This is a genomic window from Azonexus sp. (assembly GCF_030824335.1).
Taxonomy (GTDB): domain Bacteria; phylum Pseudomonadota; class Gammaproteobacteria; order Burkholderiales; family Rhodocyclaceae; genus Azonexus.
Genome location: NZ_JAVBXX010000025.1, coordinates 1 through 17,957 on the forward strand (window position 1 = coordinate 1; position 17,957 = coordinate 17,957).

Consider the following 17,957-nt stretch of genomic DNA (forward strand, 5'->3'; position numbering starts at 1 on the left):
TATTGGCAAAGAAGCTGAGCACTTCGCCACGGGAAAGCGTTTTCTTGAGCACCGTTTTGCCGTGCCCATCGACGCCGTGGACCTGAAAAACCGTCTTGGCAATATCAAGACCGATACGGGCAACTTTCATGGCACACCTCCTTGGCTGGCTCACAGCCCCTTGGCTGCAATACCCTCAGTGTCCCGCTAGATGGGAGGGGGAGTCCATTTCATTAGCTAACCGGCGCTGCGCAGCTTTATCGCGCAGCGTCCAGCGACCGAAGGGAGCGAGGTTGAGCACCATGTTAGGCATATCGATTCGCCAGTGATTTCAATGCAGATATGAGCTCGGGCGCTGTATTTTTTACGAATTCAACTTGAGCGGGAGTTACATCTTCACCGTGAATAGCTGGACTGCAAACCGAGTAGACCTCGCGAATTGCATGCCCGATTTCTTGAGAAATCAACTCGCTTCGAATCAATGTATCGACGATTCTGAATATTGGTTCTGGGCGTCGGGTTGCACTTTGACTTACAAATTGCTGAATCTTCCGCAGTTCCTTTTCTATACCCAATCTGGCTCTAAACAGAAATTCAATGTCGGTAGATAATGTTTCGACGGAGGGGTCTTTGGTCGTTACAGTCGGGACACCGAAATTGCTCATTGCCGAATGAATTGCTGTTTTTATTTGTTCCTGAATATTACCCAACTGCGAGTCTGGCGGCGGCGGGTAGCCAAACAAGAACTGAGGGTTCATGGTTTGGCGGTTGTCTGAGGTGGTTTGAATAGTGGTGCGGATAGACGCTAATTCTGATGAGACATGCTCTTTGAGTTTCTCAACTTCTTGCTTGAACTTGAACCCAAATATCTCCATCTCTTTGAAGAACGGGCTAATGGCCAGAGTTACCCACACCATGAAAGCAAGCGCGTCAAACCATGTTGGCTCGCCAGCTTGCAGTTGGGGGTAACGCCCCCAAAGGTAGTAGCCGATGCAGAAAACCAGAACCGCCCACCAGAAAGCTCTGAAGTTCTTTGTGAATTCCATAGGTACTCGATTCGGGTATGCCTAACAAATAAGCTAAGCCGACCACAGTATGCGGGTCGGCTTGAGCACCGGGTTAGACCCGATGCAAAATAATATAAAATAGATACTTTCAAACTCTATTTCATATGTCTACAATTTAGATTTATATTCTTTTAAATAATTGACAATAGCATCTGTAGTATGCGCCAAACCCAACTCTACGATTCTATTAACACTTTCTTTTATAATTTCCTTTCCATCTTCAGAGAAATCTTTGAAAGAAAAAACTTCAATACTTGATTCTACATTACCAAATAGCATTCCAACTAAATCCAAAGTATGCTCACAAAAGATAGGGGAACCGCTGAAACCAGACAATGAAGGGAATGAAGTTTCAATAACTTCGGTACTTCTGTGAAGTTGATTATTGGTATCGACACGACTCACATGCCCCTTCATTACACGATAGTCAACTTTGATTTCTTTGTTATTTACTCCACCATTTAAATAACCATAAGACATGACATTCAATCCTAAAACTACTCTGTCATGCCTCAAGGTAAAATGTTTGCTAGTTTTTACGGGTATTTTTATTATTGCAAAGTCATCTTTTTCATGTTGATAATCGATTGAAACCTTTAAAATTTCTTTTGATTCAAGATCAAAAGTAAAAAGCTCTTCGTTATTTCTTAATGATTCTATAATATGAGAGCAGGTTATTGCTGTACCTTGTTCATCTATAAAAAAACAAGAGCCAACAAATCGCCCATCAGGATAATAACCTGTACCATCATTTCGCCAAGCGATTAATGGCCTAATATATTCTTGAACTTTAATTATTTCGCCCATATTTTTTTGACCAAAGTATAACTAGCAGTAGACGACAGAAGTGTCCAATAAGCTGGAATACGCGACAGACCGCGGCCTTGCCAGATGGACGTTTTCAGAACAAAGCATTTTATGCAGCATGTGGGTGAGAGACTGAATCCGGACAGCTTGCCATTGTACTGATGCTGCTCATGCAATGGACATCTTGTTGAGCATCTGCTTTGCAGAACTTTTCTGAACGGCCGGCTTCTGGCCGACTGCTGACTATCCCCTTTGGAATACCAAACCCCTCTCTACCCAACAACCCGAAACAACATCAAATCCATCGCCTCTGTCCGCACTGGCACAATCGCCTGATATTCAGGACTGGCAGCCCAGCGGTCGGCGTCTTCGGGGCTTGGGAAGCTGAGTTCGACGTAGGCCTCGAACGGGGCGCAGGGCAATTCGTTCCACCAGGTCTTGTCGACCGCACCACGGGCGACGATGCTGCCCTGGTAGCGCTCCACCGTCGCGCCGACCTGGCTGCGGTAGGTTTCGAATGCCGCCGGGTCTTTCAGGCGGATCAGGCCGATGATCTTGACGCTCATTTTGTCTCCCTGTTTTTCTGTTCTTCAATGTAACTTCGCCACGCTTCGCGCGCTTCCTTGGTCAGGAAGAAATGGTGGAGCGTGAATTTGTTCCCGTGTTTCCATGGCGTCTGACGCGACCATGATTTTTCTGGATGGCATGAACATATCATGCCGTGAGTGCCGGGTAAATTTGGCAATCATCGGCACGATGCGTGGTCGCAGTTAGCATCCGAGTCAGCCCATGTCGCCGATGTATGGCCGCGCCGACAGGTACAATGCCCGATTTGCTACTTTTTTGGGTCTTTTCATGAATGCTGATGTGAATTATCAAAACAATCCGTTGCATGGTGTCGGGTTGAAAACCTTGGTCACGGAAATTGTTGAGCACTACGGGTTTGAAATTCTTTTTGCATATCTGAATATCAATTGCTTCAACAGCAATCCCAGCATTGATTCCAGTGTGAAGTTCCTTAAGAAGACGGACTGGGCGCGCGAGAAGGTCGAAGCGTTTTACTTGTACAAGTTCAAGAGTTTGCCCCGGGCGTCTGCCGAGCAGTTTGAATTGCCGCCCAGGGATCGCATCATTCCGCTGGATCAAATGCCGGGTGAGCCGGCTGAATTGAGTTTCGAGGATGCCGAGCGGTTACGGGAAAAGCGTGCCAGGAAAGCGGCCATGCACGATGCGGAGGCACGTCCGCGCGCCAAAGCGGAGCGGAGCAGGGGCAGTTATTCAGGGGCTGCTGCGAGTTCCGATTCAGATCCATGGGCAAAGTGGAGAAAATAAATCAGCCGGTAAAACACGCTGTCGCCACCAGTCGATGATGCGGCTGGCGGCGAACTGGCATTGCCGTACTCGGGCTTATGTCGGTGTTTTCCGTGTGTCGGTGATGGCTTCGCGTAGCACTGCGATGCCGGTTTCAATTTCTTCCGGCGTGGTGTTAAGCGCCGGCATCAGGCGCAGGCAGTGCGGGCGCGGGGCATTGATCAGCAGGCCGAGCGCGCGGGCTCGGGTGACGACTTCAGGGCCACAGTCGGCGCCGAGTTCGAGAGCGAGTAGCAGACCCTGACCGCGCACTTCGCCGAGACCGAGTTCGGCGGAGAGGGCGCGTAGCGCGGCGGCGAGTTGTTCGCCGCGTTGCCGACAGGTGGCGAGGAAGCCGTCGGCAAGTAAGGTGTCGAGCACGGCGAGACCGGCGGCGCAGACCAGCGGGTTGCCGCAGTAGGTGCCGCCCTGGTCGCCGGGGGCGAAGCAGGAGGCGGCGCGGGTTGCGAGCAGTGCCGAGATCGGCAGGCCGCCGCCGAGGCCTTTACCGAGCGTCATGATGTCCGGCTGGATGCCGTGCGCGGTGTGGGCGAACAGGTGGCCGGTGCGGCCGATGCCGGTTTGCACTTCGTCGACGATCAGCAGCAGTTGCCGTTCGTCGCACAGTTGGCGCAACTGGCGCAGGAAGTCGCCGCTGGCCGGGATGACACCGGCTTCGCCCTGAATCGGTTCGAGCATGACGGCGACGGTTTTGTCGCTAATCAGCCGGTTGACCGTAGAAATGTCGTTCAGCCGTGCTTTCGGGAAGCCCGGCACCTGTGGGGCAAAGAGCGTGTCCCAGCCGGGCTTGCCGCTGGCCGACATGGTTGCCAGCGTGCGTCCGTGGAAGCCATCGACGAAGGTGATGATTTCGTGCGCGCCACCTTTGTGCAATTGTCCCCATTTGCGTGCCAGCTTGATCGCGCCTTCATTGGCTTCGGCCCCGGAACTGGCGAAGAAAACATGGTCGAAGCCGCTGTTGGCGGTGAGCTTTTCGGCGAGCGCCAGGGCCGGCAGGTTGTAAAAAGCCGGGCCGGGGTTGATCAGCGTTGCCGCTTGCGCAGCCACGGCGTCGACGATGGCCTGGGGCGAATGCCCGAGGCAATTGACCGCCCAGCCTTGCACCCAATCCAGGTAGCGGCGGCCCGCTGCGTCGTACAGCCAGGCGCCGGCGCCGCGTACGAACAGGGTGTCGGGGCGCGGGGCGATGGGCATCAGGCTGGTGATGGCTGGGGGATGGTGCGGCAAGTTCACGGTCGACTCCTTGAAAAGGTAAAAAACCACGGAAAACAAAAAGGCCACGGGGTGAGCCGTGGCCTTTGCGGGAAAGCGGGGGAAGGGGGAGTCAGGCCCGGTTCGGGCGTGCTTCCGTCTGCCAACGCTGCGCGCGCACGCGGCTCGGCTCACCCGATTGGCGTCGGGCGGCGGCGGTGCGTCGGCGGAGTGCGATTTGGCAAGTCATGGCCGGATGATGGCGGAAGGCGGTTTTTGCTGTCAAGCGGCAGTTGACCGCAAAAACCACCAGGGTCCGGCTCGTTGAGTGGTGTGCAGGCTTTCCGGCGTTAATTCACGCTGCGTTTTTGTACAGCCAGCGTTCGTCGGCTTGTCGCGTTCCGAGCAGCGGCGCGTAGGCTTGCAGAAGGTCGATGTTTTCTGCACTGGCGGCACGCCTCAGGCTTGCCGTGTTGATGCCGTCGATCATCACCTTGGCGCCTTGCCGGTGGATGGCCTCGATGATTCGCTCAAGCGAGTTCGAGTGGCTGATCAGCGCGGGGGAGAGTTTTACGATGTCGGGTTGCAGTTCTTTCAGGAAGTCGAAATCAAGGTGGCTGCGGCCAAATTGGCCGATGGCGATGCTGTAACCACGTGAGCGGTAGTTACCGATGGCACGGATGAAGTGGGCTTTGTCTTCGACGGCGTCGGTGTCGATTTCCAGCGTGATCTGTTCCGGAAACAAGCCGCAAGGCCGCAGGATTTCTTCGAAGGCCAGACCGTGATTGGCCGGCACGCTGAGCACGTGCCGGGCATGCACCCGCAGCATCAGGTTGCCGCGCGTCGGCCGGGTCAGGTAATTCAGTGCGTGCAGGGTGCGAACCAATCGGTCCAGATAAACGAATTCTTCGTCATCCGATGGCAGAACGAAAATTGCATCGTGCGACATGGGGATGTTGTTGGATAGCCCGTGCGCCTCGATTGATGCGGCGTGGCCGAACAATTTCCCGGTGCTGGCTTCAACGACAGGCAGGAATTGTGATTCGAGACGGATGTTCGCGTAGTGGATGAATATCCGTCCGTCTGCCGCTACGAAAGGATGATCCAGACCGGCACGCTCAAGGAAACCGGGGGTGTGACCGGGTACCGAGTTGAGCGTGCGTATGAAGTCGCTGAGGGGCATGTGGCTCTCCTGAATGTTGATGCCATCACTTTATTGTTCGCAACAGATTGATTGAACGAAGTTATTCATTGATCGATATGCTGTGTTGGCATATCGATCAATACGGTGCTGACGAAAAGTCAGGCGCCAGGCAGCACAGCGATGGGAAAAAACCGCGTTTCCCTCTAGGCTTCGCGCCGAAATTCCGTTTATAATGCTGAGCTTCGCTGTTCAGTCAGCGACGTAATTCCTCGATAGCTCAGTCGGTAGAGCGCCGGACTGTTAATCCGTAGGTCCCTGGTTCGAGCCCAGGTCGGGGAGCCAAGATTCAAGCAAAAGCCCACTTTTCGGAGTGGGCTTTTTGCTTTTCTAGGCCACCGTAGCTGATTCGTAGCTGTAAGGCGGCGAAATATTTGGCGCATTGTTGCGGGATATTTGGCACAGGATTTGTTGCGTAACGCGTAAGTTAATTGCGCGTTACCGGCGGCTGAATTTTGGGGGATTACCAGCTTACCGTCAGAGAGTGTTACGCTGGAAGCTCAGTATTAGCATTTTGATTTTCGGTTTCAAAACCATCGCCCCAAAGTATTTGTCTATACAATTGCATGCGAAATTCTTCAAGAACTTTTATTTCGTGATCGCCGGGCTTGGGTTGTCTACTCAAAACGCACATAAATTCATTCCCATTGACTTCGCTAATAGCTTGGGGAAAGAACGGACTCAGTCCAAGCATGTATAGCTCCAATACTATGAGCACAAAGCTGTCTGGCGTAAAAACCCAGTTATGAATGTCGATATACTCAGAGTCTTGTTCTAGAGATCGTACGAAATTCTCATACGCGTCGGAAATTGAGTGCGAGAATAAAAAATTATCGTTACGGGTTAATCTCCGAACAGGATTTAAATTTATGTGGCGCGAAAAAAAATCAAATACCACAGCCCCTTTGGGCACCCGACGTCCTGAGTGATATGCAGAGAGTATTTCGCCTGTTGTAGATGGTTGACGTAAAAAGTCAAAAGTACAGTTTTTTTCGGGGATGATAAACACAACAGCGCCACCAACATCGAGCAGTTTGTCGATTTGTTGAAGATGACTCACAATACATGGCTGATGTTCAATGGCATGTGAACTGCAAACTACGTCAAAACGCATATCTCCGACCGCGTTGGCCAATTGTCCATCTTTACAAACAAAATCGACTTCAGGGAAAACGCAGTCTTTTGCCCCGGCAATGCCGTAATCATGCTCGAAATGCTTTGCAATTTCTTCCGTAGAGTAAAAATCTAGAATCCGATAGTTGGGGTGTGATTCTTTGTTGCAAAGAGGGAATCCCCCTGCACCGATCTCCAGTATTTTAGATTCATTTTTTAAAGCCTGAAGAAGAATTTGTCGCAGATATGGCACCCGTGTTAACTCTTTTTTGGCATATTCCAAAAGGACGGAAACCAACCGAAAGTCAATGGCCATTGCTGTTATCTCTTTCAATAATCACGGGGTAAATGCTTTTGATTAAAAGCTTAATTTTGCTCAAACAATCCACTTTGCCACACTATGAGTGTTGTAACAACATGATCCAACTTATTAACCTGGCAAATAGATAGGGCGTTTGTTGTATGGTTTTGGCATGGGTGAAGAAGGTGCCTGCAAGCTCAAGCCTGAGCAACAAATGGAGAAGCGCAAGATCGCGCTTCGCAGCCGCAGCGCGGGAACGGCAGATTGGCGTCGCTCCGCTCTCAAGATATTTTGTCGATGCGAGCGGAACGAAGCGACAAGGCTTGCTGATGGGCTTTGGAAATACGCGGGCAGAGTCAATGAAAGGAGCCATTCAGACGTTACACGCTCTGATTTGAGATCTGCCGGGTTGGCGAGCCATGGATTCAAGCAAAAAGCCCACTTTTTCGAGTGGGCTTTTTGCTTTTTCAGGCCGAGTTGCCTGATTTTTACTTGTTGCGCGGCGCGCCGCCGAAAAACACTTCAACTTCACCGACAGTGAGTGGTTTAGCGAACAGGTAGCCTTGAGCGATGCTGCAACCACTGGCAAGCAGCGTCATTTTTTGCTCTTCATTTTCTACGCCTTCAGCAACAACCCGTATATCCAGAGCGCTGGCCATGGCAATGATTGCTGTGGCAATAGCCCGGTCATGCGGCTCATTGGCAATGCCGTCGACAAAACTTCGGTCGATCTTGATTTCGTCAAGGGAGTAGCGTTTGAGGTAGCTCAGGGATGAGTAGCCCGTGCCGAAGTCGTCCAGGCTGAGGTGGAGCCCCTGTGATTTCAACTGGGTGATCATGGCCAGAACGTAGTCGACATTTTCCAGCAGGGCATGCTCGGTGAATTCGAGGGCGAGAGATTCTGCGCCAAGACCGAATTTACTGAGCAGCAATTCGATTTTTTCCGGGAAATGGGCTTTGCGCAGTTGCCTGGATGAAATATTCACCGAAATGCGCGGCGGTTCGAGGCCGACTGATTTCCAGGCGGCGATTTGCTGGCAGACGCTTTCCAGTACCCATTCGCCGACGACTTCGATCAGGCCGGTTTCTTCGGCGACCGGAATGAAACGGGATGGCGGGACCAGCCCGCGTTCGGGATGGCGCCAGCGCAGCAAGGCTTCCAGCCCGACGGCAAGACCGGTATTCATGTCGATTTGCGGCTGATAGACCAGATACAACTGCCCGCGCTCCAGCGCCTGGCGCAGGTCGGAGGCGTAGAACATGCGTTCGCTGGTCAGGGCCTTCAGTTCTTCGGTGAAGAACTGGAAATTGTTCTTGCCGCTGTCCTTGGCGCGATACATCGCGATGTCGGCGCATTTGAGCAGGGTCTGCGTATCCATGCCGTCATCGGGATACATGCAGATGCCGATGCTGGCTGTTGTGTACAGCTTGCGGTCATCAAGGATGTGCGGCAGCGATAGTTGGTTGATGATTCGCTCGGCGGTGGCGCTGACTTCCGTGGGTCGGGTGTTTTCCAGCAGGATGGTGAATTCGTCACCGCCAAAACGGGCGACGGTGTCGCCGGCCCGGACGCATTCGGCCAGCCGGCCGGTCACCTGACGCAGCAGCAGATCGCCGACGTCATGTCCCATGGAGTCGTTGACGATCTTGAAATTATCGACGTCGACGAACATCACGGCGATTTGTGTCTTGCTGCGGCCAGCCTTGGCGATGGCCTGCTTCAGGCGATCTATATAGAGCGCGCGGTTGGGCAGGCCGGTCAGTTCATCGTGGGTGGCCAGGTATTCGATGCGTTTCTGCGATTCCTTGACCACCGATATGTCGCTGAAAATACCGACGTAGTGCAGGATTTCCCCCTGGGTATCCTTGACGGAGTTGATGGTCAGCCATTCCGGATAAATTTCTCCGTTCTTGCGCTTGTTCCAGATTTCTCCCTGCCACCAGCCTTTGCTGTCGATCTGTTGCCACATCTCGGTGTAGTACTCATGACCGTGTTTGCCGGAACTGAGCAGGTTGGTCATTTTGCCGATCACTTCGCGCTCGGTATAGCCGGTGACTTCGACGAAAGCCTTGTTCACCGTCATGATTATGCCCTTGCGGTTGGTAATCACGATCCCTTCGCCGGAGTGGTCGAAGACCCGCGCCGTCAGGCGAAGCTGGTTCTCTGCATCCTTGCGTGCGGTGATGTCGGTCGATTGAGTGCACACCGCATAGACGACGCCATCCGCGTCGTGCAAGGGAAAACGGACGGAGAGAAAGATGCGCTCGCCGTGTGGTGTCTCGATGCACTCTTCGAACTCCACCGCATCGTTGGCCTTCATCGCCTCCAGGTCGTTGCGGCGAAACTCGTCGGCGATGGCACGCGGGAAGAGTTGTCGGTCAGTTTTGCCGAGTGCGTTCTCGGAAGTAACGTCAAAGGTGTCGATGAAGCGTCGATTGACAAAGATATAACGTCCCGACGGGTCTTTCAGCGAGGACAGGGCGTGCGAGTTGTCCATGATCGCCATCATCTTTTCCTGACTGTTACGGGCCGCGACTTCGGCTGCGTGCAGTTCCGTATTGTCGATCAGGAAAACGATAGCTCCCCGCACACCGGTTGGCGAGAAGTTGGGTGTGACGTGCAGGATGTAATGACGATTCTCGGAAGCCAGCATCGTTTCGACCGGCTTGCCTTCGTTGATCACCTGCCGGATTGCCTCGCCGAAATCTCCCATGCCGCGCGGTCGTTTGATCCGGTTGGTCCGTTGTCCGACCATCGTCGAATCGAGTGAAAGCAGGTCGGCAGCCGGGCGGTTGAAACGTTCGATTTCCAGTTCGCGGTTGACCACGAACAGGGGGAAGCCGATGCAGTTCTGAACATTTTCGATGTCGTAGGCGATTTCAGCCAGTTCGCCGCTTTTGACCTGAAGTTCTTCGTTGACCGTAGTAAGTTCTTCGTTGGTCGATTGCAATTCCTCGTTGGCCGCTTCAAGTTCTTCGTTCGACGATTGCAGTTCTTCATTGGCGGCTTGAACTTCTTCGTTGAGCGCCTGCATTTCCTCGTTGGAGGTTTCCAGTTCTTCGATGACCGCCTGCAAATGTTCACGGGTGGCGACCAGTTCGTCTTCGAGTTCCTTGACGTTCCAGCCGCTGACATGGTCGCCGCCGCTTGCCGGGCCTTCAATGGTGCGCGTCTTGGGAGCCGGTTCAAAACAAATCAGGAACAAGCCGTTCAGATTGCCATGGCTCAGGTGATGAACCGCCAGGCGGACGATGCGTTTGCCGCCATCGAGTTTCAGTGCACGCGGTCGACCGAAGGCGGAGGCCTTTTTATGCTGTGCCTGATGGGTCAAGGTCTGCAGATCGGCCCCGAACTCGTTGCGGATCATGTGCAAAAGATCGAACGTGGGTTTGCCATCGGCAATGTTGAGGTATTCGCCGGGGTTGCCGTAGAGATGCAGGATGTCGAAGCCGGCGTTGATCAGCACGCCGGGCGGCAGATAAAAGCGTGAAGCGGCATCCAGGTATTGGAATTCGCCGGTTTTTGCGCTGTTGGTCGCAATGGCTGCCGCAGTTTTTTCCGGTGGCGGCAAGGTGAACGCGCCGCCGGTAAACGGCGGACGATTCAGCACATTCTTGCGCAGGAATATTTTGGCGTCCTTGTCGTGATGACGAAACAGCGAATCCTGCTGGTAAATATTTTCCGAGCGACCAAGGAACAGATACCCCTCCGGGCGCAAGGCGTAGTGGAACATCGACAGTATCTTGGCCTGCAAGTCGGTCTGGAAGTAAATCAGCACATTGCGGCAACTGATCAGATCAAGGCGCAGGAAAGGCGGATCCTGGGCCAGATCCTGGCGGGCAAAGACCACCATGTCGCGCAGTACCTTGGAGATTTCGTAACTGTCGTTCTTGGCAGAAAAATACTTGGCGATCAGCGGTGCTTCAAGCTCACTGAGCGACGCGGCGGAGTAAGTGCCTTTGCGCGCCGTCGCCATGGCGTTGAGGTCGAGATCGGTGGCAAAAATCTGAATCTTGAATCGATTCAGTACCGGTTCTGCCTGCTCGCAAAGCAGTATGGCGATAGAATAAACCTCTTCGCCGGTGGCGCAACCGGCAATCCAGATGCGTATTTCGTCACCGGGCCGTTTGTCCTGCACGATTTTGAGCAGTGTCTTGGCCAAGGCTTCAAACGCTGTCTTGTCGCGGAAAAAGGCGGTGACCGAGATCAGGATATCCTTGCTCAGATGTTCCAGTTCTTCGGGGTCGGCATCGACATACCGGAAATAATCTTCGAGCGTAGACAGATGATTGGCTGCCATCCGGCGTTCGATACGTCGCCAGACGGTGTTTTCCTTGTAGCCGCTGAAATCCACCTTGGTTCGCTGGCGTACTTTCATCAACAGTTGCTTGAGCGTCGAGGCGCTGCCACTGGTTTTTTCCGGCGGCGACAGATGTTCCCGCGAATCGGCAATGGCCGCGATTTTCTGGGCGATCTGGTCAGGCGGCAGGATCCAGTCGACGCAACCCGTATCAATCGCCGATTGCGGCATCCCGTTATATTTTGCGCTGGCCGGTTCCTGGGCAAAGGTAAAACCACCGACTGCCTTGACCTCCCGTATCCCTTGCGAACCATCGCTGCCGGTGCCGGACAGGATGATGCCGATGCCATCTTCGCCATATTGTTCGGCCAGCGAGGTCAGGAAGACATTGACCGAAGGTTTGGGCACCATCTTGCGCGACGTCGTGACCAGATGGAAACATCCATCGAGCATGGTCACGTTGCTGCTGGCCGGGGTGATGAATATGGTGTCCGGCTCCGGCGAACAGCCATCCTCGATTTCCTTGACGGCCATGGCCGTATCCCGGCTGAGCAGTTGAACCAGCATGCTGCGATAGGTTGGGGACAAATGCTGCACGACCACGTAGCACAGCCCCAGCTTGATGGGCAGGCAGGAAATGAGGGCAGAAAGTGCTTCGAGTCCGCCGGCCGATGCACCGATGCCAACGAGGTAACGGCGACGGGGTTGGGGGGCTTCCAACGGAGCGTTACCGGTAGTAGGCGACTTGTTTTTCTTGGGTTTTTTCGACGCCACTTCCGGCAAGCTGATCATAATAATGTTTCCAATAGGGTTATTTTATTATTGCACACGCATTCATTTTGATTTTTTTATTTTCCGGGCAGGTATTTAGCGTTCAAACCACGCTTTCGTTACGAGAATGAACGGGTGAGCAGGCTACAATTCCGGCCCCGTGGCAATTTTGCTTTTCAGTTCTCCAGGAATATTCATGCGCCTGCTTTTCCCCTGTTTGATGCTTTGTCTGCTTTGCTCCGGGTGTGCCGTTGTGGCCGTTGCCGATGCGGCCGTTTCCGTGGTGGCGACGACGGTAAAGGTCGGTGCAACGGTGGTCGGTACGACTGTCGATGTCGGCGCAGCGGGCGTACGAGCCGTCGTGGGCAGCGATGAGGAAAAGAAGAATTGAGTCTGTTTTAGCCGAGCGGCTTCATCAACTGGATATATTTGCTCAGGATCTTGTAGATGTCGCGGTCGAAAGGCGGCGGTTCGTTGCCTGAAAGCTCGTGCAGGTCGTTCTCGTTTTTCGCCGTCCCGAGGTAGCGCCAGCCGTTGATCAGATGGACTTCATCGCCTTCACGGATGATGGCCGGACCGTGGAAAGGCCAACTGGCCAGCTTTAGCGTGACCAGCGCCGCCATCAGCCGCATATTGTGCCGGGCCAGCGTTTCCTTGCCGATGCAGCCGCCCTTGCAGCGGCGAATCTGGTGGCCGAAACAGGGCTTGCCCGGTACTTGCTGATTGAGTCCGCTCAGGGTGTCGCACAACTGGTGTGATTCGACCAGCCGCTTGAGCACGTCGTTGGCTTCCTTCTTGTGCTTGAACAGGCCGTAACAGGCCGTCTGGATGCCGAAGTCCAGATCGTGGGCCAAGGCCAGTTGCGGGCGCAGCCAGCCGTCGCCGGCATCATTCAGTAGCCAGGTACAGACCTCGTCATTGCGCCGTAGCTGGCGGTTTTGCGTCGGTTGCAATTGCTTGACCAGCGTCGCTTCCTTGAGCAGGGCGCCGATTTCGCCGCTGGTTTCGATCCAGCTGATGTGGCGCAATTGTTCGATCAGGCGCATTTCCTTTGCCGAACGCTTGTCGGCAGAGAAGTGGGAAAGTACGCGACTGCGAATGTTCTTGGCCTTGCCGACATAGAGCGGCAAATCGCCGTGCTCGCTTTTTTCGCCGTGGAACAGGTAGACCCCAGAATTCTCGGGTAATTCGTCGACGATGCTGGCGTCCAGATGCGCTGGCAGGCTGGGATAGGCGTTCAGCTTGCTCATTGCGGCATCGATGTCGTCACTGCTGCGGTCGACGTGGATTTTTTGCCAAAACTGGTGAATCAGTTGTGCATCGGCCAGTGCCCGGTGGCGGGCGGCAGCTTGCAGGCCGTGTCGCTCGATCAGCGCATCCAGGCTGTGGCGCTTGAATTCCGGGTAGAGCGTGCGCGACAGTTTGACGGTGCACAGCACCGGGGCACGAAAGTCGATATCAAGGCGCTTGAACTCGCTTTTCAGGAAGCCATAGTCGAAGCGCGCATTGTGCGCGATGAACAGGCGCCCGCGCAGGCGGTGCAAGACCTCATCGGCCACGCTGGCGAACGCTGGCGCATCGGCCACCATGGCATTGCTGATGCCGGTCAGGTTTTCAATGAAGGGCGAAATCCGGGTCCCCGGATTGACCAGTTGCTGCCATTCGCGCACCGTGCCATCGGCATCGACCTCGACGATGCCGATTTCGGTGATGCGGTCGAGGCTGGCGGTCGCGCCGGTGGTTTCCAGATCAATGAAGGCGAGGGGGGCGGGAGCAGTCATGGGGCGGATTTTCGCATGTCTGCGCGCGCGAGAGAAAATGCGGGGAAGTAATACCGGGAACCACCGGGCGTCTTCGGCGTCCACCTGCGGTAGGCAATTTTCCGGCAGACTGCGCGTCTTTGCGCCATTGCCGATGCTAGCGAAAGGTAAGCGATGTTTTTCCGTCGAACAATTCAAGGAATCATTCTGGCCATGACTACCAGTTTTCTTATTAGCGGCTGTGCCGACAACCATTCCACTGCGCCAGCCGGCAAAAATCCTGGCAATCCAGCCAGTGTCGACTCCATCGTTCTTGGGATGGGTTGCTTCTGGGGGGCCGAGAAACGCATGGCGGCAATCCCCGGTGTGCTCGATGTCGAAAGCGGTTACGCCAATGGCGAAATTGCCGGTACTTACGATGCGGTGCTGGCGCACGAAAAAATGCTGCAATGGGGTAAAGCGAGCACGCGCAACCACGCCGAAGTGGTCAAGGTGACGTTCGATAGCAGCAAGGTCGATCTGGAAAAAGTGCTGATCCAGTTCTGGGAAAGCCACAACCCGACGCAGGGTAACCGCCAAGGCAACGACGTCGGGACCAATTACCGCAGTGCGGTTTACACCAACAGCGATGCCCAGCAAGCCATTGCGTTGAAGACGCGCGATGCTTATCAGGGCGCTCTGACGGCGGCCGGCCACGGTGCTATCACCACCGAAATCGCGGCGCTGGAAAAATATTTCACGGCCGAGGAATACCATCAGGATTATCTGGTCAAGAACCCGAACGGCTACTGCGGTCTCGGCGGCACCGGTGTCAAGTACCCGGTGGCCGGTGCCAGTGCCGCCTCGGCCATGCCGCAAGCCGCCGTCAAGGCGCCGCGCCTGGCGGCCGATGCACTCAATTTTGAACGCCAGCTCATTGTTTTCGAAAGCGATGACTGCGCTTATTGCCGCAAATTCAAGGCGGATGTGCTCGACCACTGGCAGTCGCCGGTTGCCGTTGTGCGTACGCTGAACCCGGAGCCGCCGGTGGGTTGGACGCTGGAAAAGGCGCTGTTCGCCACGCCGACCATCGTGCTCTTCGAGAACGGCAAGGAAGTGTCGCGCTACACCGGCTACAACGGCGAAGTTACGCGTTTCTGGCAATGGCTCGGCTTTCACCTGCTGACGCCGGCGCAGCAGAAGATTGCCTTCGAGCAGGGCACCGAACGTCCCGGCACCGGTTCGCATCTCGATGAAAAACGCCCTGGCAACTTTGTTGACCCCATCACTGGTGCAGCGCTTTTCCGTAGCGATACCAAGTTTGAAAGTGGCTCCGGTTGGCCCAGTTTCTTCAACCCGTTACCCGGTTCGATTACGCTGCATGAAGATGTCAGCCATGGGATGAAGCGGGTCGAAGTGCGCAGCGCGAGTTCGGGTATCCACCTTGGCCACGTCTTCGACGATGGTCCGCCGCCGACCGGCAAGCGCTATTGCATCAACGGCAATGTGCTGAAATTCGTGCCGGATTCAGGCAAATAAGCGAATGGCGCAGCCAGGATCAAACCCTGGCTGTTGCATTTGCGATACCGCCGGTCAGGCAGGCGAAGCGTGAGGGCAGTTCCCCTGGCAGTTGCCAGCCGAGCAGTAATTCTTCGGCATCGGCCAGCGATGCACCGGTGCAGAGTATCTGCTCTGACAAATTCGCAAAAGCGGCGAGGCGTATCCAGAACATGGTTTCTTCGTTGAGTCGGCAGGTCATGCTGTTCTCCCGGTTCCATCCTGTACCTGCTTTACGGCACGCAACTATCGTTCCATGAGGTAAGGCGCGTTTGGTACTGGGGCGGGGAACAAAAGGGCACTTGACCGGTGCGTTACAGCGCACCGGTCAAGTGCGCCAATTCGTCAAGGTGCCTTGGCGGCAGGCCAGGGCTGGATCGGCACGGTCGAGATCGCATTGGTCGGCGCCCCGGCGATGATCTTGCGGCTGATGCCAAGATAAACCAGCACCTTGCGCTTGGCATCGTACAGGCGGTGAATCTGGGTTTCCTTGAAGAGCAGGGAAGTGTCTTCGCTGAATACGGTTTCCCGTTCCGGCAATTTGGCGGGCAGCGTAATCGGGCCGATCTGGCGGCAGGCGAGCGAAAACTGCGACGGATCTTCGGCCAGCCCGAAACTGCCCTTGATGCCGCCGGTGCGCGCCTGGCTGACATGGCAGGTGACGCCGGGAATCTTCGGATCATCGTAGGCATAAACGCAGACGCGATGATTGGCGCCGATCAATTTCCATTCGGTCGTGCTGCAGCCGATTTCCTCGGCCGCCGCCGGCAGGGCGAAGGCGGCGAGTAATGCGCTGAGCAACAGGGTAGGCAAGCGATACATGATGATTTCCGGTGAGATTGCGACAGGCCGAGTGTAATGCGCATCGTCTTTTCAGGGCGCATCAGGCGTAGCAAAGCCTTGATTGAAAGATTTTCATGAGAGCCTGTGAAAAATGCCCGATTTTTACGGTCGACCGCAAAATCGGGCATTTTTCAGGCTGCCGTGGTTTGTTTGGGATCAGGTGCGCCTGGTCTTTGCCGGTGTCTTGCCCGTGCGTTCGCCGGGAAGCTTCTTCCGTTTCACCGACAGAGTGACCAGGAAGGGGAATTCTTCGTCAGCCGAGTCGACGATACGAAACTCTGGCCCGAGCGCGCGCGCCATCCAGGCCGTTAGTGCCGCACGGTCGACGGCCTCGCAACGCAGGTCGGCGATGACGGCACCTTCATTTTCGTAGACCGGGAAGTCCGAGCAGCCAACAGGTTTGAGCGCCTGACCATAAACCTGGCACGAGCGGCCGGCTTGGTCGTAGGCAGGGCAGGGTTTGCCATGGACGTAGTAAAGCCCGTTGCCGGCACGAATTTCTTCCGGACCTTGGCCCGAGGCGAGCCGCCGGTCGAAGGCCGGACGCGATTCGTCCAGCCGCCAGAACGACTTGATCTGTTTCCACTCCAGTTCGAGAACGAGCGGGTCGAGACGGCAGCACGGCTTGCTGCACTCAGGGCAGTGCGGGATGACTTCGGCTACCTGATAGGCATCGGCCGCGGCGGCAAGCTCGCTGGCCAGGTGACGGCGGATATTTCCGGGACTCATCGGCAGGGCGGCTTGTCGGTTGGTAAAAGGAAGATCATGGGAGGCCGATCGTGTCAGTGTTTGTCGGGCAGGAATTTACCAGATCAACCCAGTTCGAAGCTCGTGATGCCGAACTGTTTTTCCAGAGCCAGTGCAGGGAAAGCGCCGGTGTACATCCGTGCCGTCTCGAAAACCCGGGTCATCGCCCGAGATTCTGCCAGGGCCAGTGCGGCGGGATTGTTCTCCGGTACATCCAGAAACACCGGGCTGCCGTCGGGTAGCGGAGCCGTCAGCCCGGCGTAAATTGACTCGGCCAGGGCTGGCGTGTCGGCAAACAGGGGGCCGATTTTGTAACCCTGGCGGCAGGGACGGATCACGCCGTAGCCCTGCAATGCCCCATGTGCCATACAGGCCAGACCCCGGCTACCCGCCAAGCCCACCCAGGCACGGAGAAAATCAGGTCGCGATGCGGGGAAAACCTGCCGGTCGTAAGCCGCCAGCAGTTCGGGGGCGATCTGGTGCAGGGGGTGCAAGCTGGCGGGCGGCGGCATGTTGGCACTGATGCCTTCGTAGCGAATGTTTCGATAGGCCAGCCGGAAGCCGGATTTGCCGTAATTGGCCTGCTGGGCCACCACCCCGTCCAGGCCCACGTTATACCCGGCCAGTCGCCTCATGGCCGCCTGCCATAACTGGATGCCATAACCCCGGCCCCGTTGTTCCGGCAGCACGATGTAGAGGCCGATGAAACCGAAGTTTTCCGGATAGGCCACCGCAGAAATGCAGCCGATGGGCAGACCATCCAGCAGGCCGATCAGGAATCCTTCCGGATTGGCTTGGTAGAAACAAACGGCATCATGAAGCCCCGGGTTCCAGCCTTCCCGGGCAGCCTGTTCGATGGCCCAGGGGATTTCATCCCGGCTCATGGGGCGAATGGTCAGTGAGCTCATAGCGTCTCTTCGTGCTTGATTGCAGCCAGGGCGGGGCTGAAAAAGGGCGAAATTTTGCGGT

The 17,957-nt window shown here is 55.4% G+C and carries 15 protein-coding genes and 1 tRNA gene; 4 read left to right on the top strand and 12 right to left on the bottom strand.

Translation table 11 applies throughout. The annotated features are described in order from the left end of the window. Positions 1-284: 284 nt before the first annotated feature. From RCI20_RS14010 to RCI20_RS14020, 3 genes are all read right to left on the bottom strand, one after another. Complete coding sequence (locus tag RCI20_RS14010; protein WP_306606501.1) at positions 285-1,025, bottom strand: hypothetical protein; 741 nt, start codon at positions 1,023-1,025, stop codon at positions 285-287. Between the two features lie 129 nt (positions 1,026-1,154). Beyond that, on the bottom strand, positions 1,155-1,853 hold the full coding sequence (locus RCI20_RS14015; protein WP_306606503.1) for a serine protease: 699 nt from the start codon (positions 1,851-1,853) through the stop codon (positions 1,155-1,157). A 272-nt stretch (positions 1,854-2,125) separates the two neighbouring features. Then, a complete protein-coding gene (locus RCI20_RS14020) occupies positions 2,126-2,419 on the bottom strand; it encodes a DUF1330 domain-containing protein (RefSeq protein WP_306606506.1) in 294 nt (97 codons plus the stop codon). 223 nt (positions 2,420-2,642) lie between these two features. Between RCI20_RS14020 and RCI20_RS14025 the strand changes: the two genes are divergently transcribed. Beyond that, positions 2,643-3,185: a VF530 family DNA-binding protein gene (locus tag RCI20_RS14025; RefSeq protein ID WP_306606508.1), complete on the top strand. Its 543-nt coding sequence runs from the start codon at positions 2,643-2,645 to the stop codon at positions 3,183-3,185. 75 nt (positions 3,186-3,260) lie between these two features. On the opposite strand, the gene RCI20_RS14030 is transcribed toward RCI20_RS14025, so the two are convergent. Next, entirely contained in the window at positions 3,261-4,457 is a 1,197-nt protein-coding gene (locus RCI20_RS14030) for an acetylornithine transaminase (RefSeq protein ID WP_306606509.1), read from the bottom strand. A gap of 313 nt (positions 4,458-4,770) precedes the next feature. Continuing rightward, positions 4,771-5,598, bottom strand: a complete 828-nt coding sequence (locus RCI20_RS14035; protein WP_306606510.1) for an EAL domain-containing protein — start codon at positions 5,596-5,598, stop codon at positions 4,771-4,773. Between the two features lie 227 nt (positions 5,599-5,825). Here RCI20_RS14035 and RCI20_RS14040 point away from each other — a divergent pair. Next, positions 5,826-5,901 (top strand) — tRNA-Asn (locus tag RCI20_RS14040). Positions 5,902-6,103: 202 nt separating this feature from the next. Here the strand turns inward: RCI20_RS14040 and RCI20_RS14045 are convergent. Next, positions 6,104-7,045, bottom strand: coding sequence for a hypothetical protein (locus RCI20_RS14045; protein ID WP_306606511.1), 942 nt, complete (start codon positions 7,043-7,045; stop codon positions 6,104-6,106). Positions 7,046-7,518: 473 nt separating this feature from the next. Further along, positions 7,519-12,123: an EAL domain-containing protein gene (locus RCI20_RS14050; protein ID WP_306606513.1), complete on the bottom strand. Its 4,605-nt coding sequence runs from the start codon at positions 12,121-12,123 to the stop codon at positions 7,519-7,521. A 175-nt stretch (positions 12,124-12,298) separates the two neighbouring features. Between RCI20_RS14050 and RCI20_RS14055 the strand changes: the two genes are divergently transcribed. Beyond that, positions 12,299-12,493: a hypothetical protein gene (locus RCI20_RS14055; protein WP_306606515.1), complete on the top strand. Its 195-nt coding sequence runs from the start codon at positions 12,299-12,301 to the stop codon at positions 12,491-12,493. 7 nt (positions 12,494-12,500) lie between these two features. On the opposite strand, the gene RCI20_RS14060 is transcribed toward RCI20_RS14055, so the two are convergent. Further along, the gene (locus RCI20_RS14060; RefSeq protein ID WP_306606517.1) at positions 12,501-13,883 is read right to left on the bottom strand and encodes a 3'-5' exonuclease family protein; all 1,383 of its coding nucleotides are present in this window, start codon (positions 13,881-13,883) and stop codon (positions 12,501-12,503) included. Positions 13,884-14,075: 192 nt separating this feature from the next. Here RCI20_RS14060 and msrA point away from each other — a divergent pair, with 192 nt between their 5' ends. Continuing rightward, entirely contained in the window at positions 14,076-15,380 is a 1,305-nt protein-coding gene (gene msrA, locus RCI20_RS14065; protein WP_306606519.1) for a peptide-methionine (S)-S-oxide reductase MsrA, read from the top strand. Between the two features lie 19 nt (positions 15,381-15,399). Here the strand turns inward: msrA and RCI20_RS14070 are convergent, their stop codons facing one another. The 4 genes from RCI20_RS14070 to RCI20_RS14085 form a co-directional block, all read right to left on the bottom strand. Continuing rightward, a complete protein-coding gene (locus RCI20_RS14070; protein WP_306606521.1) occupies positions 15,400-15,600 on the bottom strand; it encodes a hypothetical protein in 201 nt (66 codons plus the stop codon). Positions 15,601-15,743: 143 nt separating this feature from the next. Further along, positions 15,744-16,220, bottom strand: coding sequence for a CreA family protein (locus tag RCI20_RS14075; RefSeq protein WP_306606524.1), 477 nt, complete (start codon positions 16,218-16,220; stop codon positions 15,744-15,746). 177 nt (positions 16,221-16,397) lie between these two features. After that, positions 16,398-16,970: a YkgJ family cysteine cluster protein gene (locus tag RCI20_RS14080; protein ID WP_306606526.1), complete on the bottom strand. Its 573-nt coding sequence runs from the start codon at positions 16,968-16,970 to the stop codon at positions 16,398-16,400. A gap of 83 nt (positions 16,971-17,053) precedes the next feature. Continuing rightward, entirely contained in the window at positions 17,054-17,896 is an 843-nt protein-coding gene (locus tag RCI20_RS14085) for a GNAT family N-acetyltransferase (protein WP_306606528.1), read from the bottom strand. Positions 17,897-17,957 lie beyond the last annotated feature (61 nt).

What these genes read in the sequence shown, in the direction of transcription:
- RCI20_RS14075 (WP_306606524.1), bottom strand. Translation starts at nt 16,220, where the DNA reads ATGTATCGCTTGCCTACCCTGTTGCTCAGCGCATTACTCGCCGCCTTC.
- RCI20_RS14020 (WP_306606506.1), bottom strand. Translation starts at nt 2,419, where the DNA reads ATGAGCGTCAAGATCATCGGCCTGATCCGCCTGAAAGACCCGGCGGCA.
- RCI20_RS14050 (WP_306606513.1), bottom strand. Translation starts at nt 12,123, where the DNA reads ATGATCAGCTTGCCGGAAGTGGCGTCGAAAAAACCCAAGAAAAACAAG.
- RCI20_RS14010 (WP_306606501.1), bottom strand. Translation starts at nt 1,025, where the DNA reads ATGGAATTCACAAAGAACTTCAGAGCTTTCTGGTGGGCGGTTCTGGTT.
- RCI20_RS14080 (WP_306606526.1), bottom strand. Translation starts at nt 16,970, where the DNA reads ATGAGTCCCGGAAATATCCGCCGTCACCTGGCCAGCGAGCTTGCCGCC.
- RCI20_RS14085 (WP_306606528.1), bottom strand. Translation starts at nt 17,896, where the DNA reads ATGAGCTCACTGACCATTCGCCCCATGAGCCGGGATGAAATCCCCTGG.
- RCI20_RS14045 (WP_306606511.1), bottom strand. Translation starts at nt 7,045, where the DNA reads ATGGCCATTGACTTTCGGTTGGTTTCCGTCCTTTTGGAATATGCCAAA.
- RCI20_RS14055 (WP_306606515.1), top strand. Translation starts at nt 12,299, where the DNA reads ATGCGCCTGCTTTTCCCCTGTTTGATGCTTTGTCTGCTTTGCTCCGGG.
- msrA (WP_306606519.1), top strand. Translation starts at nt 14,076, where the DNA reads ATGACTACCAGTTTTCTTATTAGCGGCTGTGCCGACAACCATTCCACT.
- RCI20_RS14070 (WP_306606521.1), bottom strand. Translation starts at nt 15,600, where the DNA reads ATGACCTGCCGACTCAACGAAGAAACCATGTTCTGGATACGCCTCGCC.
- RCI20_RS14025 (WP_306606508.1), top strand. Translation starts at nt 2,643, where the DNA reads ATGTCGCCGATGTATGGCCGCGCCGACAGGTACAATGCCCGATTTGCT.
- RCI20_RS14035 (WP_306606510.1), bottom strand. Translation starts at nt 5,598, where the DNA reads ATGCCCCTCAGCGACTTCATACGCACGCTCAACTCGGTACCCGGTCAC.
- RCI20_RS14060 (WP_306606517.1), bottom strand. Translation starts at nt 13,883, where the DNA reads ATGACTGCTCCCGCCCCCCTCGCCTTCATTGATCTGGAAACCACCGGC.
- RCI20_RS14015 (WP_306606503.1), bottom strand. Translation starts at nt 1,853, where the DNA reads ATGGGCGAAATAATTAAAGTTCAAGAATATATTAGGCCATTAATCGCT.